Source organism: Jeotgalibacillus terrae, from assembly GCF_016908195.1.
In the GTDB taxonomy this organism is placed as follows: domain Bacteria; phylum Bacillota; class Bacilli; order Bacillales; family Jeotgalibacillaceae; genus Jeotgalibacillus; species Jeotgalibacillus terrae.
The window spans coordinates 45,435-71,890 of the sequence record NZ_JAFBDK010000018.1 but is presented as its reverse complement, the minus strand read 5'-3'; the positions used below and the strand labels follow the sequence as shown (position 1 = coordinate 71,890).

Sequence of the window (26,456 nt, the reverse complement as noted above, 5' to 3'; positions counted from 1 at the left end):
TGCTGCAATCACCAGCTATGCTAAAACAACATTTAACTTTAACAAAGCATTTTCTTAAAAAAGCATCGTCGGGAGCTCTTCAAGTCTCTGGTCTGTGCTGCGCGTGATTTTCAGGGAGTACGCAGGTCCGATATGTGCGCTGCCTCTGACGGTGAGCGTTCTTTTGCGGTCAGCCATTTCAATGGTCAGCCACTTCCGTCCGGCTTCTGAGGTTTTAATACACTCAGACACTTCACTCGCTGTGAGCAGAATAATTTCAGTGTTCTCAAGGTCTTCTTCTCCGCAGATAAAAGCGAATAAGTATTGGCCGTCATGCCTGCTTCTGAGCGTCTTTTCCATTTCGTTATCGTAAAAGGAGAAGGTCCAGATACGCGATTCTTTTTTAAAACGGGGTGTGAAAGAATATTTGGCGTAGATAAAGTAGCTGTCCACTTCATTTTCGAGTGCATAAATCCTCCGGTCCTGTCCGCCTTCTTTCATCACAGGGGAAAACCCGCGATTGACCAGGTGTGACAGCAGGGCACCAAAGTAAAAATCGACTTTAGGAATGCTCATATCTTTGCTCCTCCTCTCTGTATTGTTACCTACTATTATGAAGGAATGTGAGGTGAATTGTCATTTTTAACACTTATGCAGTCAGGATTCTTGCATTTCACTCTTAATCGTTAGATGCTATGACTATGAGCTTATATTTAAAGGAGGATTTTTCCATGTCAATGAAGGAACTGAAAGGGATTCATCACGTGACTGCGATTACAAGCAGCGCGGAGCAGAATTATGAGTTTTTTACGAATGTACTTGGTATGAGACTGGTTAAGAAAACGGTGAACCAGGATGATATTCAGACTTATCACCTGTTTTTTGCTGATGATACAGGAAGTCCGGGAACTGATATGACGTTTTTTGATTTTCCGGGTATTCCAAAAGGTAATCATGGCACAAATGAAATCTCGAAAACATCATTCCGCGTGCCAAGTGATGCGGCTATTGACTACTGGGCAGCACGTTTTGACCGTTTGCAGGTAAAGCATAAAGGCGTGCAGGAGCAGTTTGGTAAAAAAACGATTTCATTTGTTGATTTTGATGATCAGCAGTATCAGCTGATTTCTGATGAACATGACAGTGGAGTTGAAGCAGGAACCCCGTGGCAGAATGGACCGGTACCGCTCGAATATGCGATTACAGGCCTTGGACCACTTTTTGTACGCGTTGACCGTTTTGATTATTTTAAGGAAATGCTTGAGAAGGTTTTGCTGTTTAAAGAGTCGGCTCAGGAAAAGTCATTTCACTTATTCGAAGTAGGTGAAGGTGGAAACGGCGCGAGTGTGATTGTTGAGCACAACACCTTCTTACCTCAGGCGCAGCAAGGATTTGGCACTGTTCACCACGCAGCCTTCAGACTCGAGGATAGAGACATGCTCGATGCCTGGGATCAGCGGATGAAGAGCTTCGGCTTTGCGACATCAGGTTTTGTTGACCGCTTCTTCTTCAAGTCGCTCTATACCAGAGTCGCGCCGCAGATTCTGTTTGAATTTGCAACGGATGGTCCCGGATTTATGGGAGATGAGCCTTATGAGACACTGGGTGAAAAGCTGTCACTGCCGCCATTTCTTGAGCCAAAGCGCGAAGAAATCGAGCAGAAGGTTCGGCCGATCGATACGGTAAGAAGTACGAAGACGTTTAAAAAAGAATAGCGAGTATGAGCCGGATATCTGCTGAGCGGATATCCGGTTTTTTTGTGGTGGCGGGTAAGTAAGCGGGTGGGTTACGGGTCATATCGTTTGGTTTTCCGGTCACAACAGAATATTTACGGGTCGCATCAGTGACTTTACCGGTCAGATTATTGGTTTTAGCGGTCACTTTCCTTCGTTTACCGGTTACTAATGAAACCCCTCAACACTCCATAAAAGCTCGGGGGCAGTAACTGGGCAAAGGGTCATCAAAAATATGGAATGGCTACCTGAACCTTAACGTATCGCTACATCCTAAAAGGGGAAAGCTATCAGTATCCGCGTGTATCGCCATTGCCCGCTACAACCCTGATAGGAGAGAGCCATATGAAAAAATCAATTTTCCCCTTATTCATGATATTGCTGCTTCTGTCATCGCCTACTACCGTTCAATCTGAAGAACTCAACCCGCCTGAACGCTCGCTGCTACCCGGCACGATCAGTTATGGTGAAACGCCGGCGTACAAAGATCCTGATAAACCGGTTATTGTATTCGTTCAGGGTCTCAACAATGATTCAACGATCTGGACCAAAGAAAATGATATGTACAGCCGGGTTGTTGAAGCAGGGTATGAGACCGCTTTCGTTGAGCTGTATGATTCCGGGGGTACATCGAAAAGCTATTGGGATAACGGCGCGATGCTTGCAGATCAGCTGGAGGAGATTTCATCTCATTTTAATGGGAAGAAGCTTGCGATTGTTGCTTTCAGCAAGGGTGGCGTTGATACGCAGGTGGCGCTGATTCATGAAGGGAAATATCCGCTGGTATCTAATGTGATTACGCTTGGCTCGCCTCATTATGGCAGTGAGCTTGCTGATCTTGCGAATAGTACGTCTGTTGGCTGGCTCGCTGATCTGATCGGGAAAAACAGTGAGGGGACACAAAGTCTTCAGACTGGGATGATGAATTATTTCCGGTCAATCACTGACAGCAGGGTTGAAGCGTTTCAAAACAGTTATTTTTCACTTGCGGGCACGCGTACTGGGCCGCTTTTTAGCAGTTACTGGCTTGGCAATGGGTTTATTTCAGGACCGAATGATGGTGTGGTCTCAGTTAAAAGCGCCAGCCTGCCTTACAGCAGAAGTCTTGCCGTTGGGAACTGGAACCACGGGGAGATCAATAAGGGCTATCACACATTTTCAATCTTCCAGCCTTATTTAACATCGCAGCGGGCATCCCATTTCCCAACGCTTCAAGCAATGGGATCAGCAGAAAAAACAGCTGAACCGCTTGATACGCTTTTGCGGGGAGGCGTGCAGCACGGTGAAGCTGTTGAGCATTTTTACGTGGAGGATGAAGCAGAAAGCGTGGAGCTGAACTGGCTGAGTGCGACACCGCATGATACAGTCACAATCACGTCTCCAGGCGGACAGATAAAGGAGTATGAAGTAGCTGCAGTCCAGGATCATACAATGTTTTTTCAAGGTGCCTATCATCACACAATTGATATCACAGATCCCACACCTGGTGAGTGGATGATTCAAACGGTTACAGAAGAGAAGTCTGCGTACGCATTAATGGTCACTTTCACCTCTTCTCTGAATGACAAGCTGCTGCTTGAACCTGATCGGAATAAAAAGAAGTGGACGTTAAAAACAAACTTTGCCCCAAAATCTAAAGCAAACCGCCATGCTGCAATTGAAATGTCCACAAAAATCGGCTTTAAGCCTGGTGACGGACAGGAAAACGAACGCTTTGATCAGCAGGAAATCCACATGAAGCAAAGCGGGAAGACGGTGAAACTTCCATCTAAAGAAGGATCCTATCATATGACTGTAGAGGTGGAAGGTAAAACGCCTTCAGGCCAGACATTTCAACGGACGGTGATTGAAACAGTGTTTGTTGATGAGGAAGGTGCGGCGTACTAAGAATTTTAGTATTTATAGGATAGCAGAATCAGCAGGCTGATCAATATGAAAAATAGCAGTGAAAATAAAGGCAATAATATTTGCCCGTCCTGTGTAGGGAGGCCGCAAAGTGCAGGATTAAGAAGCACTTCCCCAGTCATGATCCCCATTGCACTCCCTATGCTACCGTTAACAGAGCCTGCGATCGCGGCAGACATATACCCAGACAACACCCCGTAAAGACAGCCTGACAGCAGTGAAATTCCTGAAATCATCCAAAGTAGTTGCCCTTCAAACAACGCCGTATGAGCCAGTGAAAGAGTCAACCCGGCTCCCGCAGCAATCACTGAGACGATAGTATTCGCGTAGCGTTCTGTTAACAACACTCTTTTTCTAAATAAAAAAACAGCGTGAGAGATCATCAGCAACCCTGCTGAGATCAGGATCAGTTCATGCATAGGTCTCTACTCCTTTAAGACTTCGGCACTGCTGACAAAGCAAAGATCATGAGAATAATACATGCAGCTTCAAGTACGACAGCGATCATCGAAAAGTCGCCGGCAGCTCCGAGCATTGGTCCCATCAATCCCATCATCAATCCATTTGAAAGACCGGTCAGCGCACTCTGACTATCATAAAACAAACCGTTAACAGCCCCCACACATGCCCCTGTAACCGCAGATAAAATCGTCATCGCTATAAAATAAAATGGAAAATAATCGATTAGCACCGCTCCTGTAATCAGTCCGGTAAATCCTCCTGTGATCATCGTAATATTCATGCCAAGGTGAAAACCTGTCTGGTCACGCAGTGCAAAGAACCGGATCAGAAAGACCGCTATGATCATGAAGTGCAGAAAAAGCAGTATAGCCATTATGACGCGCTCCCTTAATAAGGTTCTATTATTGTATGACCTCTCCGGATAGATGTGTGTGACCCACTCAAATGACCGTTCCTATGCATAAAATAATAGTGAATTTGAAAGAGAGGAGGAGCGACGTGTACTCAGATCTGGATGTGGAAAGCTGGATCGCAGCCACCGCTAAGCCAACAGAATCCTACCCATCACCCACCGGTAACGGGTCTTCAGAAGAGATCCTGCTCCAGAAGCGATACCTCGAATTAGCGAATATCTTTTTACAAATGAAATACAACCCTGAAAAAGGAAAAATTTTATTGCTGCAGTCTTTTTTAAATGAAAAACGTAACCAGACGGTGGAAGTGATAGATCAGGATCATTGTCTGATTAAAGGCAGAGCTCAGGAAGTCGGACGGAACTATCTGGTTTTGACAAGCTATTTTACAAAGTGCTGGATTCCCTACAGCGGAATACGTGAGGTGAAAACGCCTTATGGCGCCCCGGAATTTGCGAGCACTCATCAGTATGTTTTTTATGACAATGACCTGAGGAGAAAGCTGCTGAAAAACTTCGGGGCAACTGTGGCGAAACGGTCAAAGCTGAAAGGATTATTCTATCGGGAGACGTTAAAAACAAGTCTGCAAAGGTGGAAGAACAGCAGACTAAAAGTCGAAATGGCAAACGGGCTGACCCTCTCAGGAAAACTGATTAGGTCAGAGGATGACTATTTCATTGTGACAGTAAAAAAAGTAGAGAAAAAGATTCACTACAATGAACTGAAACGGATTGAAAAATTCCGCTTCAACTGAGTAGAGATTTATAAAAAATATATAAAAACCAATTTCCATTTCTGCACAGCTGTTGATTGTAGCGGAAGGGGACGACTCCAGCAGGATAAGTCGGACAGGTGAGACCCCGCAGAGCGAAGCTCGAGGAGGCTTACCGCCGGCCCTGCGGAAAGCGTTCCCCTGGAGCGGAAATCACCAGCCAAAATCAACAGAGCTTAAAAAGAAAGGGAGGATCGTATGGCATTGTCAAAGGAAGAAAGGGCTGAGGAGCTGGGCATGCTGATCGGCGAATCCGTTTTTGTCGTCACCAGATCAGATCAGCTCAACTTGTTCGGTCAGACATTCCGGCCGATATTTGTCGGCACACTGCGTGAAGTAGGGGAAGGTCACCTGACGCTTGATCCCGCCATAGTCAAGATGGTCACTGCACCGTTTTTTCAATTCCCGGTACCGCTCAGTATTCCGCTTGAAAATATTGCTCATTTCACCAGGAATTTTGCAGCGGATAAAGTATTTCCACTAACGTAAGAGGAGGGATGCATAGTGGAGGATATTCAAAAAACCATGACTTCAAATGACCGGCATGAAGAGGGGTTGATTCAGTTTATATCAGGTCATGCGGGTGCAAAAATGCTTGCATTAACGTCATCTTTTCCGTACTTTTTTATCGGCAGAATTATTCATACAGTGGATGATTATGTGGTGCTCAGTGTGGAAACAACGAACGTTGCAGAGCTTGAAAACCGTGAATGGCATCTTCATATTCATGACATTGAAGTGTTTTATATAGAAAGAGACGGCTGGCCGCTTATTCCGAATTTAAGAGAGACGGGTGGTGACGGGTGAGACGCTTCTTTCACATCGTAGCCATTCCAATCAGAATCGTATTAAATCAATTTGGTGATCACAATCCAAATGGCATGATGTATGTATTAAAAGAGAATGAGAAAAAAGTAAAGCGGCTTGTCAGGAAGAATCCGTATACGCCCGTTGATCTTGTCCAGCCTTTGATCATCAGGGCAAATGCCGGTGATGAGATTGAGGTTTTATTTGAAAATAAGCTGCCTTTTCCGGCAGGGATTCATATGGAAGAAGCAGATTATGATGTGATGGATTCAGATGGAACGGAAGCTGGTTTCAATCGTTCCTCTCTCGTTAAAAAGGGCGGAAAAACGACGTATCATTTCCGCGTGAATCGTCCTGGCACTTACCCGTTTTCAGATCTCGGAAATCCCTCAAGTACAGAAAAGGGATCAAACGGAAATGGTTTATTCGGCGCCCTATTTGTTCAGAAAAGAGGATCCTGGTGGACGCATCCTGAAACAGGCGGTCCGATTACAAGCGGTCCATTTGCAGATATTCACCATCCGTTTTTACCGTCATTCCGTGAATACGCATGGCTATTCCATGATGAAATGGAAACGGATGATCTGACAGAAAATAAGCCGATCAATTCGATGACGAATGAGCCAAGTGAGTCCACACACGCTGTCAACTACCGCTATGAGCCGCTTGGCAACCGTAAAAAACTGATTGATGAAGGCGTGGTTTGTCCTGAATGTGATGGTGAGGAAGTTCACCATGATTCATGGGTGTTTGGTGATCCGGCTACACCCATTTTAAAAGGGTACAGAGGTGACCCGGCAGTTGTCAGGCTGGTACACAGCGGGGTGAAGGAAACCCATGTATTCCACTACCACGTTCATCAGTGGCTGAAGGATCCGACGAATGCTGATTCTGAAATCATTGATGCGCAGAGTATCAGTCCACAGTCCTGGTATGATATCGAACCGCTATACGGTCTTGGCAGTCTGCAGGGGTCTATAGGTGACGCGATCATTCATTGCCACCTGTATCCTCATTTTGAAGCGGGGATGTGGGGGATGAACAGGATTTTTGATACGCTTCAGGATGGCACCCAGTGTTATCCGGATGGTACGCGGATTAAAGCGCTGCAGCCACTCCCTGATCGTCCGGCCCCTCCGCGTCCGACAAAAGATAAGCCTGGTTTTCCAAACTTTATTCCGGGTAAGCCAGGCTTCAAAGCACCGCGTCCACCGCTTGGTATTGAAGGAGGCAGAGGACTGACTGCTCTTGAACGGAATGCTGCGATACCTGATCCACGGCCTGGTGCAGTTTTCGCAGATCCATGCGGGTTTAATCCTGAAGCGCCGGTTGCAGTATACAACATTTCTGCGATCGAACTGCCCATCATTTATAACAGGCAGGGCTGGCATGATCCGAAAGGTAGAATTTTTGTCCTTGATGAAGATCTTGAGGCGGTATTAAAAGGTGAAAAAGAACCTGAACCGCTTGTGATTCATACGCCGGCGGGCACTTGTGTAAGAATTCATTTCACCAACCGCCTTCCTGACATTGCGGGAGGCGATGTGTTTCAGTTATTTACACGAACCTACGAAGCGGGATTTCATATTCATTTTATGAAGTTCGACGGGCTGGTTAATGACGGGGCAAATGTGGGCTGGAATTATGATTCAAGTGTGCTGCAGGGTCAGACCATCACGTATGAATACTATGCTGATGTTGAGCTGAAGGCCTGGTTTTATCATGATCATTTATTTGCTGCACACCACCAGCAGCACGGCGTGTTTGGATCGGGTGTTATCCATCCGCGCTTTACCAGATTTTTCGATTCAAAAACCGGTGAGCCTGCTATTCATGGAACTGAAATCACTGCAATTCACCCGCTCATTCCTGATTACCGTGATTTATCACTGTTTGTACAGGATTTTGCCCTTTTATATGAGCGTGACGGTACGCCGATTCAGCCTCCTGATTATCCGGGCTCACAGGATGATCCGGGTGTGTTTGGCGTAAATTACAGGTGTGAACCGCTCCAGTTTCGTCTGAAAGGCCCGGGCGACCCTGCTTATTCATTCAGCTCTTATGTCAATGGCGACCCGATTACCCCGGTGTTTCAGTGCTATAAGGGAGACCCGCTCAGGATCAGGTTAATTCAAGGGGCGCAAGAAGAGTCCCACAGCTTTCATGTTCACGGCATGCGCTGGAAGGCAGAGCGGCCGGATGTAGAGACGAGGTTTGAATCACAAAAGCATATCGGCATCTCAGAATCTTTCACATTAGAAACCTTTGCCACACATGCAGGAGATTATTTATGGACTTTTGCGACTGAAGAAGACTTATGGAATGGGTTATGGGGGCTGATCCGTGCCTATGATGAACCGGTTGAGGGGCTAATATCACTCAATGATCAGAAACAACGGGAGCCTGGACCGCTTCTTTTACCCGCAGTTGACGGAAGCCCGCCAGCTAAAGCAGAAGTGATCGAAAGTCCTGCACCTGATGAAGCATCGCTGAGACGTTTTGATATTACAGCTTTTCACCTTCCATTACCTTACAGTAAGCATGGTGAGCATGACCCTTATGGCATTATCTTTGCCTATACAGAGGATAAGGAAGCTATTTTAACTGGACAGAAATCTCCGGAACCGCTGATTCTTCGGGCAAATGCCGGAGACGAGGTAGAGGTTCGCTTAACAAATGAGCTGACACCTGGGCGCTTCCCTTATGAAAACGGAATCTGGCCATATCCAGAAGTAAAAGAGCAGGCATTTTATCCGCCTTCATTAAGGATTTCGCTTCATCCGCAACTTGTGTCAGCGGATGTGAAAACATCATCCGGTGAGACAGCAGGTTTTAACTGTGACCAGTCAGCAGGACCTGGAGGGTCGATCACCTATCGCTGGTATATTGATCATGCGTTCGGTTCGAGCGGTCTGTGGGATATGACTGACATCAGAAATCACCGGTCACTTGGTACGTTTGGCATCCTGATCGCAGAGCCAAGAGGGTCTGAAATGCTTGATCCGGTAACGCTGACTGAAGACAGCAAAGCTTCATCTATTGTGTTGAAGCAGCCATTTTTACCGGATACAAGAGAGTTTGTGCTTGTCATGCATGACGGCGTGAGGCTTGAAGATAAAGACAGTAATTTGATTATAGATCCGGCCGACGGCATTCTGGGTGAGACTGAGGAAGAAGATCTGTTTGATACGTATGATCAGGGCTCAAGAGGATTTAATTACCGTACGGAGCGGCTGGTGAGAAGGTTAAAAGATGAAGGGGATTATGCAGGGCTGTTCAGTTCAAAAGCACAAGGTGATCCATCCACTCCGGTGTTTGAAGCGTATCCAGGTGATCCGGTTACCATCAGGTTGGTCAATCCTTCAGAACGCAGGCGTGCTCACACATTCCATTTACATGGACACTACTGGAACAGTGATGCGATGGATCTGACGTCAGCTGTAAAATCGTTTGACGGCCCGGTGATCACTGGCCATACAGCAGATATGAAGCTTCACTACGGCGCCGGTGGCTGGTACGGATTATCCGGTGATTATCTCTACCGGTCAGGAAATATCCGCTGGGATATCGAGCTTGGCATGTGGGGGATGTTACGGGTGTATAAGCGGATGCAAAAACATTTGGCACCGCTTGAGAAAAAAGCTGATGCCACATGAAAGTGCTGAGCACTGCCTTATTCCTTGTACTGTTTACAGCAGGCGTGTGGGGTGTCTGGTACCTGCAGACCTCACTTCCTGTGCTGAAAACCATTGAGCCTTTTCAAATGACATCCGTTCTGGATGGAGGGCGTTATTCTTCAGACAATGACCGGATAAAAGTTGTCGCTTTTTTTTATACTGAATGTCCGGATATTTGTCCATTTACAATGAGTGACTTAAAAGAAGTATATGAGGCGCTTGAAACAGAAGGTGCATTTGATGAAAAGAAGGTGGAATTTGTTTCTATCACGCTGGACCCTGAAGCAGATACGGATGAGCGGATCAGACGTTATGCAGATTCATTTGATGCGGATATCAAGGGCTGGCACTGGCTGAGGGGGACTGAAGCAGAAACTGCTGATCTGACTGAAGAATTCCGTATGAGGCGTATGAAAGTAGAAGGTGAAATTGTCCATAGTACAACACTCTATCTGATGGATGCCGATCATCAGATTCGCGGGACCTATGCGATGGCCACCTATCGCGACCGGCTGAACCGGGAAGAACTGATGGATGATGTGTTGAAGCTGATTGATCAATAGCTTAAAAACAGCCTGAGACATATTCGTCTCAGGCTGTCCTTAAAGTAATCGTTGAATCAGACAAGCTCCGCTTTACGCGTATCAGCTGCTGCAAGCCCTGCTTTATTCAGGAAGTTCCATGGCTGATTGAAGTGCGGCTGGAAGAAGAAGTCTACAAAGCCGAGTTCATCAATCGTCATGCCTGTCTGAATGCAGACGCTGAGTGTATTGATTGATTGAGTTACGTCCGCTTTTGATAATACCTGTGCGCCAATAATTTTACGGCTGTCAGGCAGGTAGCTGACTTTCAGCATGACATCTTCAGCAGTGGGCATGAATTCCGGACGGTGCTTTTCGTTGATTGTGATGCTTTTCACATGAACATCCATCGCTTGTGCACTCGTCTCAGTTAAGCCAGTAGATGCCATATTCAGATCATAAATGTGAAGGCCTGATGTGCCTTGTGTACCGACATTTTTCATAACCGGTTCAATCAGGTTGCGGGCAACGAGTGTCCCCATTCTGACAGCATTTGTTGCAAGCGGGATATAAGCAGCCTGACCAGTCGGATTATATTTCACTGCACAGCAGTCACCGGCTGCAAGAATATCTGGGTCGCTTGTGCGCATATAATCATCAACTGTGATCGCCCCATTTGGCAGCATATCCACTTTTCCTTTTAGAAGCTCAGTGTTTGGGCGGAAGCCGACACACATAATGACAAGGTCAGTCTCAACGCGACCTGCATTCGTTACAACGGCTTCGACAGTGTTTTTACCTTCAAAGCGGGTAACCGTTTCACCCAGACGAAGTTCTACACCGCGGTCAATAAATGCCTGTTCTACATGATCTGTAAATTCCTGATCAAGATATTTATTCAGGATACGGTCAACGCCATCAATCAGCGTTACTTCTTTACCTGCCTGCTGAAATGCCTCTACAAGCTCAACGCCGATATAGCCTGCACCGACGACAGTTACGTGTTTGACTTCGCGTGATTTTTCAATAATTGTATTGGCCTGGTTAAAGTTCTTTGCCAGCAGAATGTTATCAAGCTTGGTGCCATCAATTGGCGGAATGATCGGCCATGATCCTGTTGACATCACGAGCTTATCATAGCTGTCATTCACTTCTTCACCAGTGACCAGATTAACTGCTTTGATCTGCTTGCGCGCAGTATCGATTTCCTGCACGGCATGCTGCATTTTCATTGTGACGCCGAGACCTCTCAGCTGTTCAGGTGAACTGTAGAAAAGTCCCTGCGGATCTTCAACGACACCGCCTACATATAATGCTAAACCACATGACAGAAAGGACACATTATCGTTTTTCTCATAGACTGTAATCTCTGCTTCAGGATATAAGTTGGCCATATTTGTTACAGCTGCTGTTCCAGCGTGAGTACTTCCGATGACTGCGATTTTCATGAAAAATTCCTCCTAAGTTTTTATTGTGAAATTTTTCACAATTACTAATTGGTTTTAGTATACGACGGTTTGAAATGGAATGCAAGGGTTTTGTTCAGTATTTCACAAACATTTTTTCTGCCAGTAATTATGCCGGTTGGCGAGTATTTAACTGCACTCAATAACAGATCTAAAAAAGCAGCAGTTCTATATAAACTGGAATTCTGTACCGCTGCTTAAAGAATCCTATGATATGCTTAATTGATAAAGTCATTACAACGGAGCTAAAAATGAATCTGATAAAGGAAGAGATGATATGAAGGAATATGTAATTGGCCTTGACCTGGGAACAACCAGTGTGAAAGCAGTCATGTTTAAGAAGGATGGAAAAGTAAAAGCTGAAACAGAACAGCTGATCAAAACGCTTTATTCCACAGACGGTTATGCAGAACAGGATCCGGATGTAATTGTCTCATCTGCTGTGTTTGCTTTAAAGAATGTGCTGGATAAGGCGGGCACTGATGCAGATAAGATCATCGGTATCGGTTTTTCAAGCGCCATGCATTCTTTGATCTGTGTAGACGGGGAAGGTAGCGCGCTGTCTAAAGCAATGATTTGGGCAGACGGCAGAAGCAGTCTGCAGGCAAAGGAATTGATGAGATCTGAAGGTCCTGATTTCTATAACCGTACAGGCACACCGATCCATCCCATGTCGCCTTTAACAAAACTGATATGGATGAAGGAAACATCCTATGTTCCTTACCTGCAATCCACTTATTTTATGTCTATTAAAGAATACATTATCTATCAATGGTTTAACGAACGGGTAACTGATTATGCAATGGCAGCAGCAACTGGCATGATGAATGGACGGACATTGTCCTGGGATACAGAAATACTTGAAAAAGCAGATATAAAAGAAGACCAGCTTGGTCAGACAGTACCGCCTGATTACCGGCTGGGGGAACTGAATCCTATCATCGCAAATTACTTGAAACTTCCACGCAATGTTCCGTTTATCATTGGATCTGCTGATGGCCAGCTTGCCAATCTTGGCAGCAGTGGACTTGAAGAAAACTGTCTGACCATTTCCGCCGGTACGAGCGGAGCGGTCCGGAAATGGACGAGCAGTTTTACTGTCAATGAAGGTCATGAAGTATTTTGTTATGCATTCACGCCGGGTCATTATATTGCAGGTGGCCCTACAAATAATGGAGGGGTAGCGATAGAGTGGCTGAAAAAGACTTTGAATTACGATGGTACATATGAAGAATTGATTCTCTCAGCAGAGACAGTCCCGCCCGGAGCAGACGGGTTGATCTTTTTGCCTTATATAAACGGGGAACGTGCTCCGTTATGGGATCAGGAGGCAAGAGGAAGTCTAATTGGTCTTTCAATCTCACACGGTGTCCCGCAATATGCCAGAGCCGTACTGGAAGGAATCACATTCAATCTGTATCAAATCTATCTTTCCCTTGGTGAAGCAGGAGAATCGGCAGAAGTAATTTACGTAAACGGCGGACTGTCAAGATCCGCGCTGTGGGTTCAGATGCTCTCAGATGTATTTAATAAGCCCGTTCAGCGCACAGAGAGTCATCACAGCGCTGCCTGGGGAGCTGCCTGGTTAGTGTTAACGTCGCTGGGGGAAAAGGATTCACTGGAGCAGATTAAAGAAAACATTCCTTTAGGTGAACGTATAGAGCCTGATAAAGAACGGCATCAAACATATATGGGAATTTTCGAACGTTATAGAAGGCTTGTAAATGCTACTACCTGACATAAGAAAGCTCATTTCAATGTGAATTTTTCATTGAAATGAGCTTTTTATTATTGTGAATTAAGTAACTGTGATACTATTCAACTAATAAGTTGAATAGTTGGAGTGATAAGATGAACAGCGGAGAATTTAAAGATGAAGTATACGGTGAAGTAGCAAGGATCGGTAAGATGATGTCGAGTCCAAAACGGATTGAAATGCTTGACCTGTTGACTCAAAGTCCTAAAACCGTAGAAACACTTGCAAAAGAAGCAAGAATCAGTACGGCCAACGCATCTAAACATTTGCAGGCACTGCTTGATGCGAAACTGGTACGATTTCAAAAACAGAAAAACTATGTCATTTATGAAATCGCAGATGAAGAGATCAGGTCACTCGTTCTGTCGCTCAGACGTACAGCAGAAACACGTTATGAAGAGGTAGATCAGTGGAGAGACAGTGTGATCGGACACCATCATTCTTTGGGAACGCTTGATGAAGTGCTGTCGCGTGCAGCGTCAGGGGAAACGGTGCTGCTTGATGTGAGAAATCGTGAGGAATATGAGTATGGTCACCTGCCTTATGCAGTTTCTAAACCAATTGATGAATTAAGGGATGGAAGTACTCAGTATGATCATGAGGTTATCGTCTATTGCAGAGGACCTTACTGCACATACGCTGCAGAAGCGGTTAATCTCCTGAAGGAACAGGGGTGCCGCGCTTATCTGCTAGATGCAGGAGTGAATGAATGGAAGTGGCAGGAACGATTAAAGCATGACAGTCGTTAACGGAATTAAGGAAAATAAGCATCAGTTTTTGCTGCTTGCAGTCATTAACCTGTTTGTCGGATCAATGGTCGGACTTGAAAGAACAGTGCTTCCGGTATTGGCAGAAGAGCAGTTTGGCATTGCATCGGCCAGTGCTGCATTATCGTTTATTGTAAGCTTTGGTTTTTCGAAGGCGATTGTTAATTACTTTGCCGGCGCAGCAGCTGACCGCTTCGGGAGACGGCAGGTACTGATGGCTGGCTGGAGTTTCGGTTTGCTTGTCCCGGTGCTGATTTTATCTGCAGAGACCTGGTGGGTCATCGTTGCAGCAAATATCCTGCTTGGTGCGAATCAGGGGCTTGCGTGGTCTATGACGTTAAATATGAAGATTGATTTGGCTGGGGACAGTCAGCGTGGTCTGGCTGCTGGGGTTAATGAGTTTGCCGGCTATATAGGTGTCGCACTGCTGGCTTTTCTGACAGGCTTGATGACCTCTCTGCAGGCACCGTTTATTATCGGGATCGTAGTAGCGATTGCTGGTCTGCTGTTATCATTTGCTGTAAAAGATACTTCAGCTCATTTAGCACTTCAACAGCGTAAAAGTGTGAAAAAACTCTCATCTGCGGAAGCTTTCAGGCTGACCAGCTGGCAGCACAAGTCTCTTGCGTCAATCAGCTTTGCTGGACTTGCAACCAATCTTAAAGATGGCATGGCGTGGGGGCTGTTTCCTATTTATTTTGCAGGTCTGGGTGTGTCTGCAGGAGGGGTCGGATTTTTAGTGGCGATTTACCCTGCAGCATGGGGAATTTTTCAATTATTTACAGGTCCTTTAAGTGATAAGATCGGCAGGCGTCCATTGATTACAGGCGGTATGATTTTACAGGGTGGTGCCCTCTGGCTGCTGATCATGTCAAATCAATTTGCGGTATGGACAGTGAGTGCAATATTGCTGGGTGCAGGGACAGCAATGGTTTATCCTGTTCTGCAGGCGGCAGTTTCGGATTATGCTGATCCGTCCTGGCGCGCATCATCAATGGGTGTCTACCGTTTCTGGAGAGACAGCGGCTATGCATTTGGTGCATTGCTTGCCGGTTTGATGGCTGATTTATTCGGACTGACTGCAGCGATTGGTGTCGTAGCGGTTCTGCCATTTGTGGCAGGGATTTTGACTTTCGGTGCGTTGAAAGATAAATGATTTTGTACAAAAGCGGAGGGTTGGACGCCTTCCGCTTTTCATGAGATCCAGCTCCAGCAGGCAGGGGCTAGTGCGGTTCCCTCGGTTCCTTAAGATAAGTCAACATCGGCTCACTTCGTTCACCGTGTTTCCTTTATCTCAATCCACCTCAGTCCACCGCATACGCCCCTAAACGCCTGCTTCCGCTTTTCATTGTTCCACGTGAAACATTTTCAGATTTTTTGCGCAATGATCTGAATGACATGCGAAAGGCCGTTATGGAGTTTGCCTTCCTGTCTTGTGACTTCACCTGTGAAGAAGTGGATGATTTTCCAGCCTTTGAAGGCTTCGAGCATTTCTCCTGCATCATATAAAAACTCTTCTTTTGGCGGGCCGCCTGATTTGTACGGCAGCTGGTGCTTTGAGTAGACTTCGCTGATATAGTAGCCGCCCGGTTTGATTGTGCTTTTGATTCCGTTCAGCATATGCTGTCTGCCGGAAGGGTCGATATGACCGAAGACGTTGACAACTGCGTCATATATCTCAGGTGTCCAGGAAGCATTTGTCAGATCAGCAAGGGCAGTTTCAACCTGCACGTGACGTTCCCCGGCAAGCCTGCGGGTCTTTTTCAGACCTTCTTCAGCGTAATCCCGCACAGTTACATTCAACCCTTTTTCAGCAAAGTACACAGCATTTCTGCCTTCACCCTCCGCAACTGCCAGCAGCTTTCCTTTTGTCAGGTTCAGTTTTTTCTGTGCGCTGACTACAAATTCATTCGGTGCTTTTCCATAAATATACGTTTCATTTTGAAATCTTCTATCCCACGGATTCATTCGATCACTCCTTATGAAAAGTATAATGGTTTTCAGCAGTATTCTCATATGTAAGCGGTTATAATGAATCTACATTGAATACTGGAGGGATTCTCATGAAGAAAACTTGGTGGAAAGAAGCGGTCGTCTATCAGGTGTACTGGCGCAGCTTTTATGACAGTAATGGTGATGGATATGGGGACCTTAGAGGTGTAATTGAAAAGCTGGACTACATAAAGAAGCTTGGTGTGGATGTCATCTGGCTGAACCCGTTTTATGAATCACCTGACCGTGATAATGGCTATGATATTTCCGATTATGAAGCCGTTATGGAAAAAGCGGGGGACATGGAGACGTTTAAGGAGCTGCTTGAGGCCATTCACGCGAAAGGAATGAAAGTGATTATGGATCTCGTTGTGAATCATACATCTGACCAGCACCCATGGTTTCTTGATTCAAGATCATCTAAAGATCATCCGAAGCGTGACTGGTATATCTGGCGTGAAGGTAAGGATGGCGGGCCGCCGAATAATTGGCGCTCCTATTTTGAACCTTCAACCTGGACAAAGGATGACAAGACGGGAGAATATTATTTCCATTCGTTTGCAAAAGAGCAGCCTGATCTGAACTGGGAGAACGATGAGGTCAGAAACGAAATTTACCGGATGATGAGATCATGGCTGGACCTTGGAATTGATGGTTTTAGAATGGATGTCATTAATCTGCTGGCAAAACAGGAGGGCTTCCCGGATGCCGAGCGTCCTGAACACATTAATTACCTCGCTGATAACCCGGGTATCCATGATTATCTGCAGGAGATGCATCGTGAAGTGCTGTCTCATTATGACGTGATGACAGTGGGGGAGATTCCTTTCGTTAACCCTGAGACGGGGCTTTTATACGTGCATGAAGACCGTCATGAACTGAATACGCTATTTCATTTTCAGGTGGCAGATGAAATGCCTGTGATGGATCTGTCGCGTTACAAGGAAATTCAGGAAAGCTGGTATAAGGGCGTATTTGAAAAGGGGTGGAACTCCCAGTTTCTGAATAATCATGACCATACCCGTCAGGTAACCCGCTACGGAAATGACGGACAGTACCGCGTTGAATCAGCAAAGATGCTTGCGATTATGCTTCATACGCTTCCCGGTATGCCTTACATTTACCAGGGTGAAGAGATTGGTATGACTGGTGTGAGATTTAATTCAATTGATGATTACAACGATATTGCGATGAAAAATAAATATAAAGAAGAAGTGGAAAAAGGAAGAGATCCACAGGAAGTGTTTGAAGACCTGCTATTGCTCAGCCGTGATAATTCCCGTACACCGATGCACTGGAACAGTGAAGAGCATGCAGGTTTTACAAGTGGCACACCGTGGATTAAGGTGAATCCGAATTATCCGGACATTAATGTGGAACAGGCACTTGAGGATCAAAGCTCAGTGTTTTATACGTACCAGAATTTAATCGAGCTCAGAAAAGAGCATCCGGTCATGGTTTACGGTGACTATGAGGATCTGTCGAAAGGGCAGGAGCCGCTGTATATGTATAGAAGAAGTGATCAGAACGTGACGTGGCTTGTTGCATTGAATCACTCAGACGCACCTATTACAGCTGACACTCCGGGTGAATTCGCCGGTGCCAAAACCCGGCTTGTTATCGGCAATATTCAAATTGATGCGGAGGCAAGAAACACCCTGCCTGAAAAGATTGAATTAAAGCCTTATGAAGCACGCGTATACGAGATAAAAACGATAGACTAATTACAAATAGAGGCTGAGACACCCTTGTCTCAGCCTCTGTTTCAGTTTTTACACCCATTCACTTCAAGGCGGTATAATTCCAGCTCGGACTCAACCCACTTTGAATAATCAAGCATCATTTGCATCTGTTGAGCAGTAAACGTACGCGGAAGATAGTCCGTGAAGCACAGTGTCCCAACCATTTCACCCTGTGATGCGATCGGAATGCCGGCATAAAACTGCATGCCGCTCCCTTCAAAAAGAGCTTGTATAGACTCATCCGGGTACTCGGAGATATTCTCAATAATCAACGGTTCCTTCTGTCTGATCACATGATCGCAAAGTGAAATTTCCCGCGGTACTTCCCTGATCGTCTGAACCGGCTCGGGCAGGCCGATGCAGGACTTGAACCATTGCCTGTGGTTATCAATGATTGAAATGAAGCAGACAGGTGCATGAAAAGCATCTTTGATCATCCGTGTGATCCGGTCAAAGCGCTCTTCTTCCGGGGTATCGAGAATTTGCAGCTGTTCAACTTCTTTCAGTCGTCTTTTTTCAGCAGTCAGGCCAGTTGCAGCGGCCTCCTGCTGACCCCGCACAACCTCCTCAAGTGTATAACTGAAGAAGTGCTCAAGCGCGTGTTCAAGCTTTTCAATAGGAAGCGGTCTGCTGAAGTAATACCCCTGAATCTCATGACAGCCCAAGCTTGTTAAAATGTCGAACTGTTCCTTTGTTTCGACTCCTTCAGCTGTCACATAAAGATTTAATTTGCGTGCAAGCTGAATAATGAAGTGGACAATACTGATATCTTTCTCACTATTAAGCTGATCAATCTGAGAAATGAATGACCGGTCAATCTTGATACCATCAAGCGAAAATTTTCGTAAGTAATTCAATGATGAATAACTGACACCAAAATCATCAATGACTACCCTGAAACCGAGCTCTTTCAGATAATTGACGAGCTCGATCCCTTTTATGGGGTCTTTCATCAGCATATTTTCTGTAATTTCAATTTCGATTTTAGAAGGATCAGCCTTATATTCGTTAATCACCTGTACAAAATGTGTATCAATCAGCTCCGGCTCAAATAGGCAGGCCGACAGATTGATTGAAGTCCTGGAGTCTGAAAAGAGTTCCGGACGGGTGTTCAGATCATGACAGACTTTACGTACAACTGTTCTGGTGACTTCATGAATCAGCGTAGTTTTCTCAGCAACCGGAATAAACTTGAGAGGCGGAACCGTACCAAGAACAGGGCTGAACCAGCGTACAAGTGCTTCATAGTGGACCTGTTTTGTCATTGTGTTTAGTTTTGGCTGATAATAGACGGTCAATTCATCTTCCATGAGCGCTTTATATAATTCAGCTTCCATGATCACTTCATCAATATGCTCCTGCAGGTGACCTTCTTTTATAAAAAGACGGATTGAATTTCTTCCTTCTCTTTTCGCTTCAACCATGGCAGCACAGGCATTGGTAATCATGGAGTTCGGATGCCCGGGACTGCTGCAGATTCCTACGCATCCAGTCACAGGAATCGATACACCGTTTACTTCATAAGTGAAAACAGATAAGGCCTCAAGGGTGCTTTCTGCAAGTGCCCGTGCAGCACCTTCTGTATGATCCATGACTGCAATAATGAATTCATCTCCGTCTATTCGTCCAAGTATCGATCCGGGCGGTAAGAGTTCGGCTGTTTGTTTGGCAATTTTCTTCAGTAGCACATTTGTTGCTTCGATACCCAGCCATTCATTGATCAGCTTAAAGCGGTCTATATTTAAATATAAAACTGATATATGATGATCTTCCATTGTTGCAAGCTCAGACTTTACCTGCAATAGACTTGGCAGCCCGGTGAGGTAATCGATGTTCTCTATAGAAGCGAGCAATTTTGCTGATGTGGAGTCTGACAGGTCATTGGTTAAGCCGATAATATATCTCACACAGCCGCGCTCATCAGTAATTGGCATAAGGGCGGAAGCTGCATATTCTGATATATTGGAAAGTTTATTCATCTGATCAGAGTAAAAAACCGGCCGACCAGTGGAAGTTGCAGCATCGTATTGAGTAACTAAAGGAGCCGCAACTTTTTCATCATAGATTTCATGAAGGTAGCGGTCTTTCCAGTCCTCAGGAAGTGAGGAAAGACGGACAGCTTCAGGTGTAACATTCCTATATTTATAGCCTTGGGAATCTACTTCCATCAGGAAGACCATTTTATATAGTCCGGTAAAAAAATCAAATAAATAGTGGGGATCCGCTTTCAGTTGACTCATGCATTCTCCTCCTTATTATTCAGAACAGCTAATATAAGAAATCATTAATTATTTCTATCATAAAACGATCAGTGACGTATGTCACGATTATATTGTCATAAAGGTGTAAAAAGATACATGTTTATGCAAGTCTAAAGCACTTTATTTCTTCCATCCACAAAAGGAAGTCAGAATGGTAAAATGAAGATAAAAATCCTTTGGAATGGGGATATGTATGAAAAAAGAAGAACTCAGACAGCTCGAAATCGAGATCTCAGATTTGATAGGGAGATCGTATAGAACCATCGTTAACTTTGAGAAAAGTCACGTATTAAGGACAAGTGTAATCAATGACGAAAAAATAGACTTTAAGCCGGTGATCATGAACGAAGAGGAAAGAGAGAGGTTAAGAGAAAAGCTTCTTCACTTAAATATGAATACGTTAAAGAACAGAACAGCTCTTGAAGTCGAACAGGCAGACCTTCATTGGCATGTAGTCATGACAACAGACCATGATGTATTCCGTGAGATCGGAATTGATCAGCTGCCTGATGAGTGGGGGAATGTATTCAGGCTGCTACCTTAAAGCAGCCTGGTTTTCACTTTTTTGCATAGACTGAGACAATGTGTGCGAGGTCGTCATTACCGAAGATCTGAAGCACGTTGATCAGGGTTCCCGCATCAATCGTCATATCAAAGGGTTCGCGTTCAGCGTTCAATTGCTTAAGCAGTGCATTAGGGGGCTGTGCGGGATATGCTTCATGATATAGTTTTTCAGGATTCAGATCATTTTCATGACACCACTCGACAAATATCCGGACCATCAGCTGCTCATCTTCCTGGTACTTCTGAATAATATAAGCCTCTATTTCTTTCTGATTCATGTATACAGCTCCTTTATATTTATTGTTATCTATTGCTGTCAGACTGTGAATCCGGGAGAATAGACTCAATGTGTTCAGGGTGGTTTCAAGATTAAAAACACGGGGTAAATATTCCTTGTGACCACGTAAATCAACGGTGGAGTGGCGGATAAATGAACCGCTATTTTGCTGCATTGTAGTGACTGCCGGGAAGACAGCGGCTTTCTTAAAGAAAAGGATCCAACCACCCGAATTGGCGATTAAGACAGCATATATTCTTCCCCACCTATATAAATTGCGGACATCTCTGGTGACAGCCGGAGATTTTTTCGCGTTTATAAGCATCTTTATCAGATCGCAACTAAAAAGCCGAGAGAGGCAAAGGCCGTTCCTGCTAAAAATGTTATCAATAAATACAGGATCGCTTTTTTCCGTTTGTCTTCTTCAAAAAGCTTAACAGCCTCTGTCTGCATCGTTGAAAAGGTTGTAAATGCGCCAAGAAATCCTGTTGCAAAAAGAGCATTGAAAGCAGAAGACAGTTCAAGCGCAATCACCACGCCAAGCAGAAAAGAGCCAAGCAGATTAACCAGTAGCGTACCAAAAGGAATGACCGGAAAGGCTTTATTCCCATATGAGGATATCAGGTAACGTGAGATCGCACCGAGAAAACCGCCAACACTGAGCAATAAAAGGTTCATCGCATGCCACCTGCTTTCCTGCCGGTTTTCATCCCGTAATAAGCAAGTGCGAACCCGCCTGATAAGCTGATCAGAAAATATAAAATAGCGAATACATATTGTTCTTCCCGTAGAAAACTGAAAAGTTCTGCACTGACAGCTGACAGAGTCGTAAACGAACCGAGGAGTCCTGTTGTAACTGCAAGCCTTACACTGCCGTTGATTTTAAGCGGAGCAGTTGAAAGTAGTCCGAGTAAAAAGGAGCCAAGAAGGTTTACTAATAGTGTGGAAAAAGGAAAAGTACTTTGAATAAATACGCCAGCTGCAGATCGAAGCAGTACACCAGCAGCCCCGCCCAGGCCAACCCAAAACATATTCATGAATATCACCCTTTGAATAGAAGTCTGAAAAGACACAGAAGCCGCCATTAATGCTGGCGGCTTGCTGAATAACGGAAAGAATCCGCTGCTTTTTTTACTTTCTCATAAGCCTCATTCATTGATGAAGCTTTTATAAACATGTGAGAGCCATCCTGAGAACTGATTGAGTGCTCGTACCTTGGATCATAATAATGAATCAGTAAAAGGCGTACAGCCTCTTCATAATCACCAGCTGTTAATAGCTCGCGTATTTCCCGGGAAATCGGTGTATGCAGCCGACGCTCAATTCTTTCGAAAGCCTCCATGAATTGCTCAGGCATTTCTTCCGGCTGATAGTCCTCAAGAATGTTTTGCACACGTATATCAGCAGGGAGATCAAGAAACAGCTGAGGTGCCTGCTCTTTTTTCTCATAAAGAAAGTCCGGCATATGCACGCGGCCAATTCTTCTGCTTTCACCTTCAATTAAAATATATGGAGAATCTATTAATTTTCTAAGCTCAGTCACCAGAAGAGAATCGAACTTTTTCTGATTGCTTGGGTTTAACCCGATTTGACCGAAGATAGACCCTCTGTGCCCGGCCATATTTTCAAGATCAATCACAGGATAACCTTCTTCTTTTAACCGGTTTAAAATCACCGTTTTACCTGACCCTGTATAACCGTTTAATACAAGTAATTCCGGCGTGAATTCATATTCCTTCAGGGATTGCACGACCCACTGTCTATAAGTGCGTATCCCCCCTGTCAGTCTGTTCACATCCACACCCATCAATTCGGTCGTGGTAGCAGCAGTTTTACTTCTCATTCCGCCTCGCCAGCAGAAGACTGAGACAGGACCGCCCAGCTCTTTGAACTGCTTAACAAATGAAGGCAGCTTTGCGGAGAAAATCTCAAGGCCGCGTTCTTTTGCTGCTTCCTGTCCAATCTGCTTATAGATCGTACCGATTTCTGCCCGCTCTTCGTTATCGAAAACCGGTATATTTACACTGCCGGGAATTGATCCTTCTTCAAATTCACCGGGTGAGCGGACATCTACCAGAACTCTGTCGTTATTTTCATGCGCCTTCATCAAATCATGTAAGCTGATTTCTCTTGTCACAACTGTTCACCTTCCGACTTATGATTGAACTCTGATTTTCCCGCTATGGTCACTGACAACTTCTCCAATCAGATGAGCATCCACCTGCTGATCACGCAGTTTGGCAAGCAGTTCATCCGCTTCATTTTCGCCAACAGAAATCAGTAGCCCGCCTGACGTTACAGCATCACATAAAATATAGCGGTCGATCTGATCCATTTCCTCAGGAAAGAATACCTTTCCATCTAAATGAGCATAGTTGTTTTTCGTTCCACCCGGAATCGTGCCGCTCTCAGCTAATTCACGAACGCGCGGAAGTACAGGAACCTGGCTGCTGTATAAGCGGATACCTGCATTACTGCCTGCTGCCATTTCTGAAGCATGTCCGAGCAGACCGAAACCTGTTACATCTGTGGCAGCATGAACATCATAACCAGCCATTATTTCAGCTGCTTTCTTGTTTAGCGTAGCCATCACTTTTGTAACGTTTTGCTTTTCTTCTTCACTGAGCAGACCGTTTTTAAGTGCAGTGGTTGAAATACCGACACCAATCGGCTTTGTCAGAATCAGTTTATCACCCGGCTTCGCGCCGTTATTTGCTCTGACTTTATCCGGATGGACTGTTCCTGTCACAGCAAGCCCGAACTTTGGCTCCTGATCATCAATAGAATGCCCGCCTACAAGTGTCACGCCTGCTTCTTTTAACTTATCGCCTGCACCGCGAAGAATATCTGTCAGGATACTTTTATCAAGCGTCGAAATAGGAAAAGCAACAATATTCAGTGCAGTCAGCGGTGTACCGCCCATCGCGTACACGTCACTGATCGCATTAGCAGCTGCAATCTGCCCGAAGTCATAAGGATCGTCAACGATCGGTGTAAAGAAATCAAGCGTCTGAACGAGTGCTGTTTCTTCATTGATTTTATATACGCCTGCATCATCACTTGTGTCGAGTCCAACGAGCAGGTTAGGATCAGCCACAGCCTGCGGAAGGTTCTTTAACACCTGTGAAAGATCAGCAGGACCGATTTTACAACCGCACCCGCCTTTAGAAGAAAGTGAAGTTAATTTTATTGTATTTGTCATTATAATCAACCTTTCAAAACAAATCATTTCCTATTAGTTTAGCACAAATTGAACAATATCAGTCTGATGATGATTTGGTTGAACCTTAATGTTTGCATGAATGATGAAAACATGATTTAATATAAAACGTAATGCTTACGATTTAATTAATTGGAGGTTATATATAATGAGACAAAACACACACCCAGAATATCGCAAAGTAGTATTTATGGATACAAACAGCGGCTTCAAATTTCTGACTGGTTCTACAAAGTCATCTAATGAAACAATCGAGTGGGAAGATGGCAACACATATCCGTTGCTAAAGGTGGAAGTAAGTTCTGATACGCATCCGTTTTATACTGGCAGACAGAAGTTTGCTGATAAGGATGGACGCGCTGAAAGATTTAATAAGAAATACAACTTATCTTAAGAAGCACCATGAAACAATCAGGCTGGGACAGCATATGTCTCAGCCTTTTTTGTCGTTACAGACGTCTTAAGCTGCCATTTATGTCCCATGCGTTGAAACAGTCATGATCTAAGGTAAAAGACCGATTTTTAAAAGACCAATGTTGTTTTAGCACCGCCCGCCCTGCGGAAAGCGTTCCCCCTGCAGCGGAAATCATCAGCCGGATTTGACAGAGACAAAGAAATCGTCATAGATTCGACAATTACGAATATGTTTCGCTAATATTTTCTGACATTTACGAATAAAACTTTAAAAAACGTATTGACAGCGCTTTATTTTAGGTTTAGAATCCAAATTAACGAAACATTTTACTAAATAAAAATTATTAACGAAACATATTCGTAAGTTTTAGAGGATGGTGGCTATGAGAAAATTTCCGGAGCATTTTGTATGGGGCACTGCTACATCTTCCTTTCAAATTGAGGGTGGGAGAGAGTCAAGAGGAGAGTCCATCTGGGATCAGTTTTGTAAGAATCCCGGTAAAGTATTAAACGGTGATCATGGTGAAGTAGCATGTGATCACATCAACCGCTACAAAGAGGACGTTCAGTTAATGAAAGATCTGGATGTTCCGTGGTACAGGTTTTCAATTTCATGGTCAAGAATTTTCCCTAATGGGGACAGAGTGGTAAGTGAAGAAGGGCTTCAATTCTACGATAATCTTCTGACAGAACTTGAACAGCGTGGAATTAAGCCGGCTGTTACGCTTTATCACTGGGATCTTCCCCAGGGCCTTCAGGATCAGGGTGGATGGATGAACCGAAGCATCGTTGACGAATTCGTACATTACTGTGACGTGATTTTTGACCGTTTTGGAGACAGAGTATCTAACTGGATTACTCATAATGAGCCATGGGTTGTCAGTTGGCTTGGATACGGTTCAGGTGAACATGCACCAGGCTATCGTGATATTCCGGCGTTTCTGAAAGCAGCTCACCACGTTCTCCTGTCACACGGAATGGTTACGAAACGTTTCAGAGAAAGACAGCTTGAAGGTGAGATTGGTATTACATTAAATCTGAATTCATCTTATGCATATGATGAAAGCGCTTCATCAAAAGAAGCGGCTGTCAGATGGGACGGATTCCTGAATCGCTGGTTCCTTGATCCGGTATTTAAGGGACAATATCCGGCAGACCTGTTTGATTACTACCGTCAATATACAGATTTCTCTTTCATTAAAGAAGACGACCTTGAGACGATGTCAGCAGCAATTGATTTCCTTGGTATCAATTACTATTCAATTTCTTACTTAACACATCAGCCTGGCGCATGGCTTGAAGCAGGCCATGAAGGCGGAGGACACAGACGGACATCGATGGGCTGGGAAGTTCATGCAAAAGGATTATCTGATCTGCTGATCCGTCTGAAAGAGGATTATGATAACCCGGTCATCTATGTAACTGAAAATGGGGCAGCTTATGATGATGAAGTAACGAACGGAGAGGTTCATGATCCGGAACGCGTTCAGTACTTACAGGAACACCTTGAGGCGTGTCTGGATGCGATTGAGGCAGGTGTTGATCTGAAGGGGTACTTCGCCTGGAGCTTCCTTGATAACTTTGAATGGGCATTCGGCTATGACAAACGTTTTGGCCTTGTATATGTTGACTTTGAGACGCAGCAGAGAATTCCGAAAGACAGTGCAAAATGGTTCCGTCAGGTTATTTTGAACAATGGGTTAAAAGCACAACAACATACTATTTAAG

General features: G+C 44.8%; 25 protein-coding genes. 14 read left to right on the top strand and 11 right to left on the bottom strand.

Annotation, left to right across the window (positions count from 1 at the left end):
- Positions 1 to 54: 54 nt before the first annotated feature.
- Positions 55 to 555, bottom strand: coding sequence for a hypothetical protein (locus JOD21_RS15595; protein ID WP_204730519.1), 501 nt, complete (start codon positions 553 to 555; stop codon positions 55 to 57).
- A gap of 161 nt (positions 556 to 716) precedes the next feature.
- Here JOD21_RS15595 and JOD21_RS15590 point away from each other — a divergent pair, with 161 nt between their 5' ends.
- Positions 717 to 1,694, top strand: a complete 978-nt coding sequence (locus JOD21_RS15590; RefSeq protein WP_204730521.1) for a ring-cleaving dioxygenase — start codon at positions 717 to 719, stop codon at positions 1,692 to 1,694.
- A 363-nt stretch (positions 1,695 to 2,057) separates the two neighbouring features.
- A complete protein-coding gene (locus tag JOD21_RS15585) occupies positions 2,058 to 3,599 on the top strand; it encodes an esterase/lipase family protein (RefSeq protein WP_204730518.1) in 1,542 nt (513 codons plus the stop codon).
- A 5-nt stretch (positions 3,600 to 3,604) separates the two neighbouring features.
- Here the strand turns inward: JOD21_RS15585 and JOD21_RS15580 are convergent, their stop codons facing one another.
- Positions 3,605 to 4,036, bottom strand: a complete 432-nt coding sequence (locus JOD21_RS15580; protein ID WP_204730517.1) for a hypothetical protein — start codon at positions 4,034 to 4,036, stop codon at positions 3,605 to 3,607.
- 14 nt (positions 4,037 to 4,050) lie between these two features.
- Positions 4,051 to 4,452 carry a hypothetical protein gene (locus tag JOD21_RS15575; RefSeq protein WP_204730516.1) on the bottom strand — a complete coding sequence of 134 codons (402 nt, stop codon included), beginning with the start codon at positions 4,450 to 4,452 and terminating at the stop codon, positions 4,051 to 4,053.
- 125 nt (positions 4,453 to 4,577) lie between these two features.
- Between JOD21_RS15575 and JOD21_RS15570 the strand changes: the two genes are divergently transcribed.
- The 5 genes from JOD21_RS15570 (at position 4,578) to JOD21_RS15550 (ending at position 10,311) form a co-directional block, all read left to right on the top strand.
- Positions 4,578 to 5,246 (top strand): hypothetical protein, encoded by a 669-nt coding sequence (locus JOD21_RS15570; RefSeq protein WP_204730515.1) that lies wholly within the window; start codon positions 4,578 to 4,580, stop codon positions 5,244 to 5,246.
- 216 nt (positions 5,247 to 5,462) lie between these two features.
- The gene (locus tag JOD21_RS15565; protein ID WP_204730514.1) at positions 5,463 to 5,753 is read left to right on the top strand and encodes a hypothetical protein; all 291 of its coding nucleotides are present in this window, start codon (positions 5,463 to 5,465) and stop codon (positions 5,751 to 5,753) included.
- Between the two features lie 15 nt (positions 5,754 to 5,768).
- Positions 5,769 to 6,071, top strand: coding sequence for a hypothetical protein (locus tag JOD21_RS15560; RefSeq protein WP_338032912.1), 303 nt, complete (start codon positions 5,769 to 5,771; stop codon positions 6,069 to 6,071).
- Positions 6,068 to 9,727, top strand: coding sequence for a multicopper oxidase domain-containing protein (locus JOD21_RS15555; RefSeq protein ID WP_204730513.1), 3,660 nt, complete (start codon positions 6,068 to 6,070; stop codon positions 9,725 to 9,727). The genes JOD21_RS15560 and JOD21_RS15555 overlap by 4 nt, the downstream gene beginning before the upstream one ends.
- Positions 9,724 to 10,311 (top strand): SCO family protein, encoded by a 588-nt coding sequence (locus JOD21_RS15550; protein ID WP_204730512.1) that lies wholly within the window; start codon positions 9,724 to 9,726, stop codon positions 10,309 to 10,311. The genes JOD21_RS15555 and JOD21_RS15550 overlap by 4 nt, the downstream gene beginning before the upstream one ends.
- 56 nt (positions 10,312 to 10,367) lie before the next feature.
- Here the strand turns inward: JOD21_RS15550 and JOD21_RS15545 are convergent, their stop codons facing one another.
- Positions 10,368 to 11,717, bottom strand: coding sequence for an FAD-dependent oxidoreductase (locus tag JOD21_RS15545; protein ID WP_204730511.1), 1,350 nt, complete (start codon positions 11,715 to 11,717; stop codon positions 10,368 to 10,370).
- A gap of 295 nt (positions 11,718 to 12,012) precedes the next feature.
- Between JOD21_RS15545 and JOD21_RS15540 the strand changes: the two genes are divergently transcribed.
- From JOD21_RS15540 to JOD21_RS15530, 3 genes are all read left to right on the top strand, one after another.
- Positions 12,013 to 13,473 (top strand): gluconokinase, encoded by a 1,461-nt coding sequence (locus tag JOD21_RS15540; protein WP_204730510.1) that lies wholly within the window; start codon positions 12,013 to 12,015, stop codon positions 13,471 to 13,473.
- A gap of 113 nt (positions 13,474 to 13,586) precedes the next feature.
- The gene (locus tag JOD21_RS15535) at positions 13,587 to 14,240 is read left to right on the top strand and encodes a metalloregulator ArsR/SmtB family transcription factor (protein ID WP_204730509.1); all 654 of its coding nucleotides are present in this window, start codon (positions 13,587 to 13,589) and stop codon (positions 14,238 to 14,240) included.
- Entirely contained in the window at positions 14,227 to 15,414 is a 1,188-nt protein-coding gene (locus JOD21_RS15530) for an MFS transporter (protein ID WP_204730508.1), read from the top strand. Before JOD21_RS15535 ends, JOD21_RS15530 begins: the two co-directional genes overlap by 14 nt.
- A 212-nt stretch (positions 15,415 to 15,626) precedes the next feature.
- On the opposite strand, the gene JOD21_RS15525 is transcribed toward JOD21_RS15530, so the two are convergent.
- A complete protein-coding gene (locus JOD21_RS15525) occupies positions 15,627 to 16,226 on the bottom strand; it encodes a class I SAM-dependent methyltransferase (protein ID WP_204730507.1) in 600 nt (199 codons plus the stop codon).
- Between the two features lie 95 nt (positions 16,227 to 16,321).
- Here JOD21_RS15525 and JOD21_RS15520 point away from each other — a divergent pair, with 95 nt between their 5' ends.
- On the top strand, positions 16,322 to 17,974 hold the full coding sequence (locus tag JOD21_RS15520; RefSeq protein WP_204730506.1) for a glycoside hydrolase family 13 protein: 1,653 nt from the start codon (positions 16,322 to 16,324) through the stop codon (positions 17,972 to 17,974).
- A gap of 41 nt (positions 17,975 to 18,015) precedes the next feature.
- Here the strand turns inward: JOD21_RS15520 and JOD21_RS15515 are convergent, their stop codons facing one another.
- Positions 18,016 to 20,232 carry an EAL domain-containing protein gene (locus JOD21_RS15515; protein ID WP_204730505.1) on the bottom strand — a complete coding sequence of 739 codons (2,217 nt, stop codon included), beginning with the start codon at positions 20,230 to 20,232 and terminating at the stop codon, positions 18,016 to 18,018.
- Positions 20,233 to 20,446: 214 nt separating this feature from the next.
- On the opposite strand from JOD21_RS15515, the gene JOD21_RS15510 reads away from it, so the two are divergent.
- Positions 20,447 to 20,797: a hypothetical protein gene (locus JOD21_RS15510; RefSeq protein ID WP_204730504.1), complete on the top strand. Its 351-nt coding sequence runs from the start codon at positions 20,447 to 20,449 to the stop codon at positions 20,795 to 20,797.
- A gap of 13 nt (positions 20,798 to 20,810) precedes the next feature.
- Here JOD21_RS15510 and JOD21_RS15505 read toward each other — a convergent pair whose 3' ends face one another.
- From JOD21_RS15505 to selD, 5 genes are all read right to left on the bottom strand, one after another.
- Positions 20,811 to 21,095, bottom strand: coding sequence for a hypothetical protein (locus JOD21_RS15505; protein WP_204730503.1), 285 nt, complete (start codon positions 21,093 to 21,095; stop codon positions 20,811 to 20,813).
- A gap of 329 nt (positions 21,096 to 21,424) precedes the next feature.
- Positions 21,425 to 21,772, bottom strand: coding sequence for a fluoride efflux transporter CrcB (crcB, locus tag JOD21_RS15500; protein ID WP_204730502.1), 348 nt, complete (start codon positions 21,770 to 21,772; stop codon positions 21,425 to 21,427).
- Entirely contained in the window at positions 21,769 to 22,131 is a 363-nt protein-coding gene (locus tag JOD21_RS15495) for a fluoride efflux transporter FluC (protein ID WP_204730501.1), read from the bottom strand. Before JOD21_RS15495 ends, crcB begins: the two co-directional genes overlap by 4 nt.
- Before the next feature lie 47 nt (positions 22,132 to 22,178).
- A complete protein-coding gene (gene mnmH, locus JOD21_RS15490) occupies positions 22,179 to 23,231 on the bottom strand; it encodes a tRNA 2-selenouridine(34) synthase MnmH (protein ID WP_204730500.1) in 1,053 nt (350 codons plus the stop codon).
- 18 nt (positions 23,232 to 23,249) lie between these two features.
- Positions 23,250 to 24,296: a selenide, water dikinase SelD gene (gene selD / locus JOD21_RS15485; protein ID WP_204730499.1), complete on the bottom strand. Its 1,047-nt coding sequence runs from the start codon at positions 24,294 to 24,296 to the stop codon at positions 23,250 to 23,252.
- 166 nt (positions 24,297 to 24,462) lie between these two features.
- On the opposite strand from selD, the gene JOD21_RS15480 reads away from it, so the two are divergent.
- Positions 24,463 to 24,708 (top strand): type B 50S ribosomal protein L31, encoded by a 246-nt coding sequence (locus JOD21_RS15480; RefSeq protein ID WP_041123789.1) that lies wholly within the window; start codon positions 24,463 to 24,465, stop codon positions 24,706 to 24,708.
- A gap of 403 nt (positions 24,709 to 25,111) precedes the next feature.
- Positions 25,112 to 26,455, top strand: a complete 1,344-nt coding sequence (locus JOD21_RS15475) for a GH1 family beta-glucosidase (RefSeq protein ID WP_204730498.1) — start codon at positions 25,112 to 25,114, stop codon at positions 26,453 to 26,455.
- Position 26,456: the final 1 nt, after the last annotated feature.

Bases quoted from the DNA above. Each gene is read 5' to 3' on its own strand.
- JOD21_RS15595 (WP_204730519.1), bottom strand. From the start codon at position 555: ATGAGCATTCCTAAAGTCGATTTTTACTTTGGTGCCCTGCTGTCACAC.
- JOD21_RS15590 (WP_204730521.1), top strand. From the start codon at position 717: ATGAAGGAACTGAAAGGGATTCATCACGTGACTGCGATTACAAGCAGC.
- JOD21_RS15585 (WP_204730518.1), top strand. From the start codon at position 2,058: ATGAAAAAATCAATTTTCCCCTTATTCATGATATTGCTGCTTCTGTCA.
- JOD21_RS15580 (WP_204730517.1), bottom strand. From the start codon at position 4,036: ATGCATGAACTGATCCTGATCTCAGCAGGGTTGCTGATGATCTCTCAC.
- JOD21_RS15575 (WP_204730516.1), bottom strand. From the start codon at position 4,452: ATGGCTATACTGCTTTTTCTGCACTTCATGATCATAGCGGTCTTTCTG.
- JOD21_RS15565 (WP_204730514.1), top strand. From the start codon at position 5,463: ATGGCATTGTCAAAGGAAGAAAGGGCTGAGGAGCTGGGCATGCTGATC.
- JOD21_RS15550 (WP_204730512.1), top strand. From the start codon at position 9,724: ATGAAAGTGCTGAGCACTGCCTTATTCCTTGTACTGTTTACAGCAGGC.
- JOD21_RS15545 (WP_204730511.1), bottom strand. From the start codon at position 11,717: ATGAAAATCGCAGTCATCGGAAGTACTCACGCTGGAACAGCAGCTGTA.
- JOD21_RS15540 (WP_204730510.1), top strand. From the start codon at position 12,013: ATGAAGGAATATGTAATTGGCCTTGACCTGGGAACAACCAGTGTGAAA.
- JOD21_RS15535 (WP_204730509.1), top strand. From the start codon at position 13,587: ATGAACAGCGGAGAATTTAAAGATGAAGTATACGGTGAAGTAGCAAGG.
- JOD21_RS15530 (WP_204730508.1), top strand. From the start codon at position 14,227: ATGACAGTCGTTAACGGAATTAAGGAAAATAAGCATCAGTTTTTGCTG.
- JOD21_RS15525 (WP_204730507.1), bottom strand. From the start codon at position 16,226: ATGAATCCGTGGGATAGAAGATTTCAAAATGAAACGTATATTTATGGA.
- JOD21_RS15520 (WP_204730506.1), top strand. From the start codon at position 16,322: ATGAAGAAAACTTGGTGGAAAGAAGCGGTCGTCTATCAGGTGTACTGG.
- JOD21_RS15515 (WP_204730505.1), bottom strand. From the start codon at position 20,232: ATGAGTCAACTGAAAGCGGATCCCCACTATTTATTTGATTTTTTTACC.
- JOD21_RS15510 (WP_204730504.1), top strand. From the start codon at position 20,447: ATGAAAAAAGAAGAACTCAGACAGCTCGAAATCGAGATCTCAGATTTG.
- JOD21_RS15505 (WP_204730503.1), bottom strand. From the start codon at position 21,095: ATGAATCAGAAAGAAATAGAGGCTTATATTATTCAGAAGTACCAGGAA.
- crcB (WP_204730502.1), bottom strand. From the start codon at position 21,772: ATGAACCTTTTATTGCTCAGTGTTGGCGGTTTTCTCGGTGCGATCTCA.
- JOD21_RS15495 (WP_204730501.1), bottom strand. From the start codon at position 22,131: ATGAATATGTTTTGGGTTGGCCTGGGCGGGGCTGCTGGTGTACTGCTT.
- selD (WP_204730499.1), bottom strand. From the start codon at position 24,296: ATGACAAATACAATAAAATTAACTTCACTTTCTTCTAAAGGCGGGTGC.
- JOD21_RS15480 (WP_041123789.1), top strand. From the start codon at position 24,463: ATGAGACAAAACACACACCCAGAATATCGCAAAGTAGTATTTATGGAT.
- JOD21_RS15475 (WP_204730498.1), top strand. From the start codon at position 25,112: ATGAGAAAATTTCCGGAGCATTTTGTATGGGGCACTGCTACATCTTCC.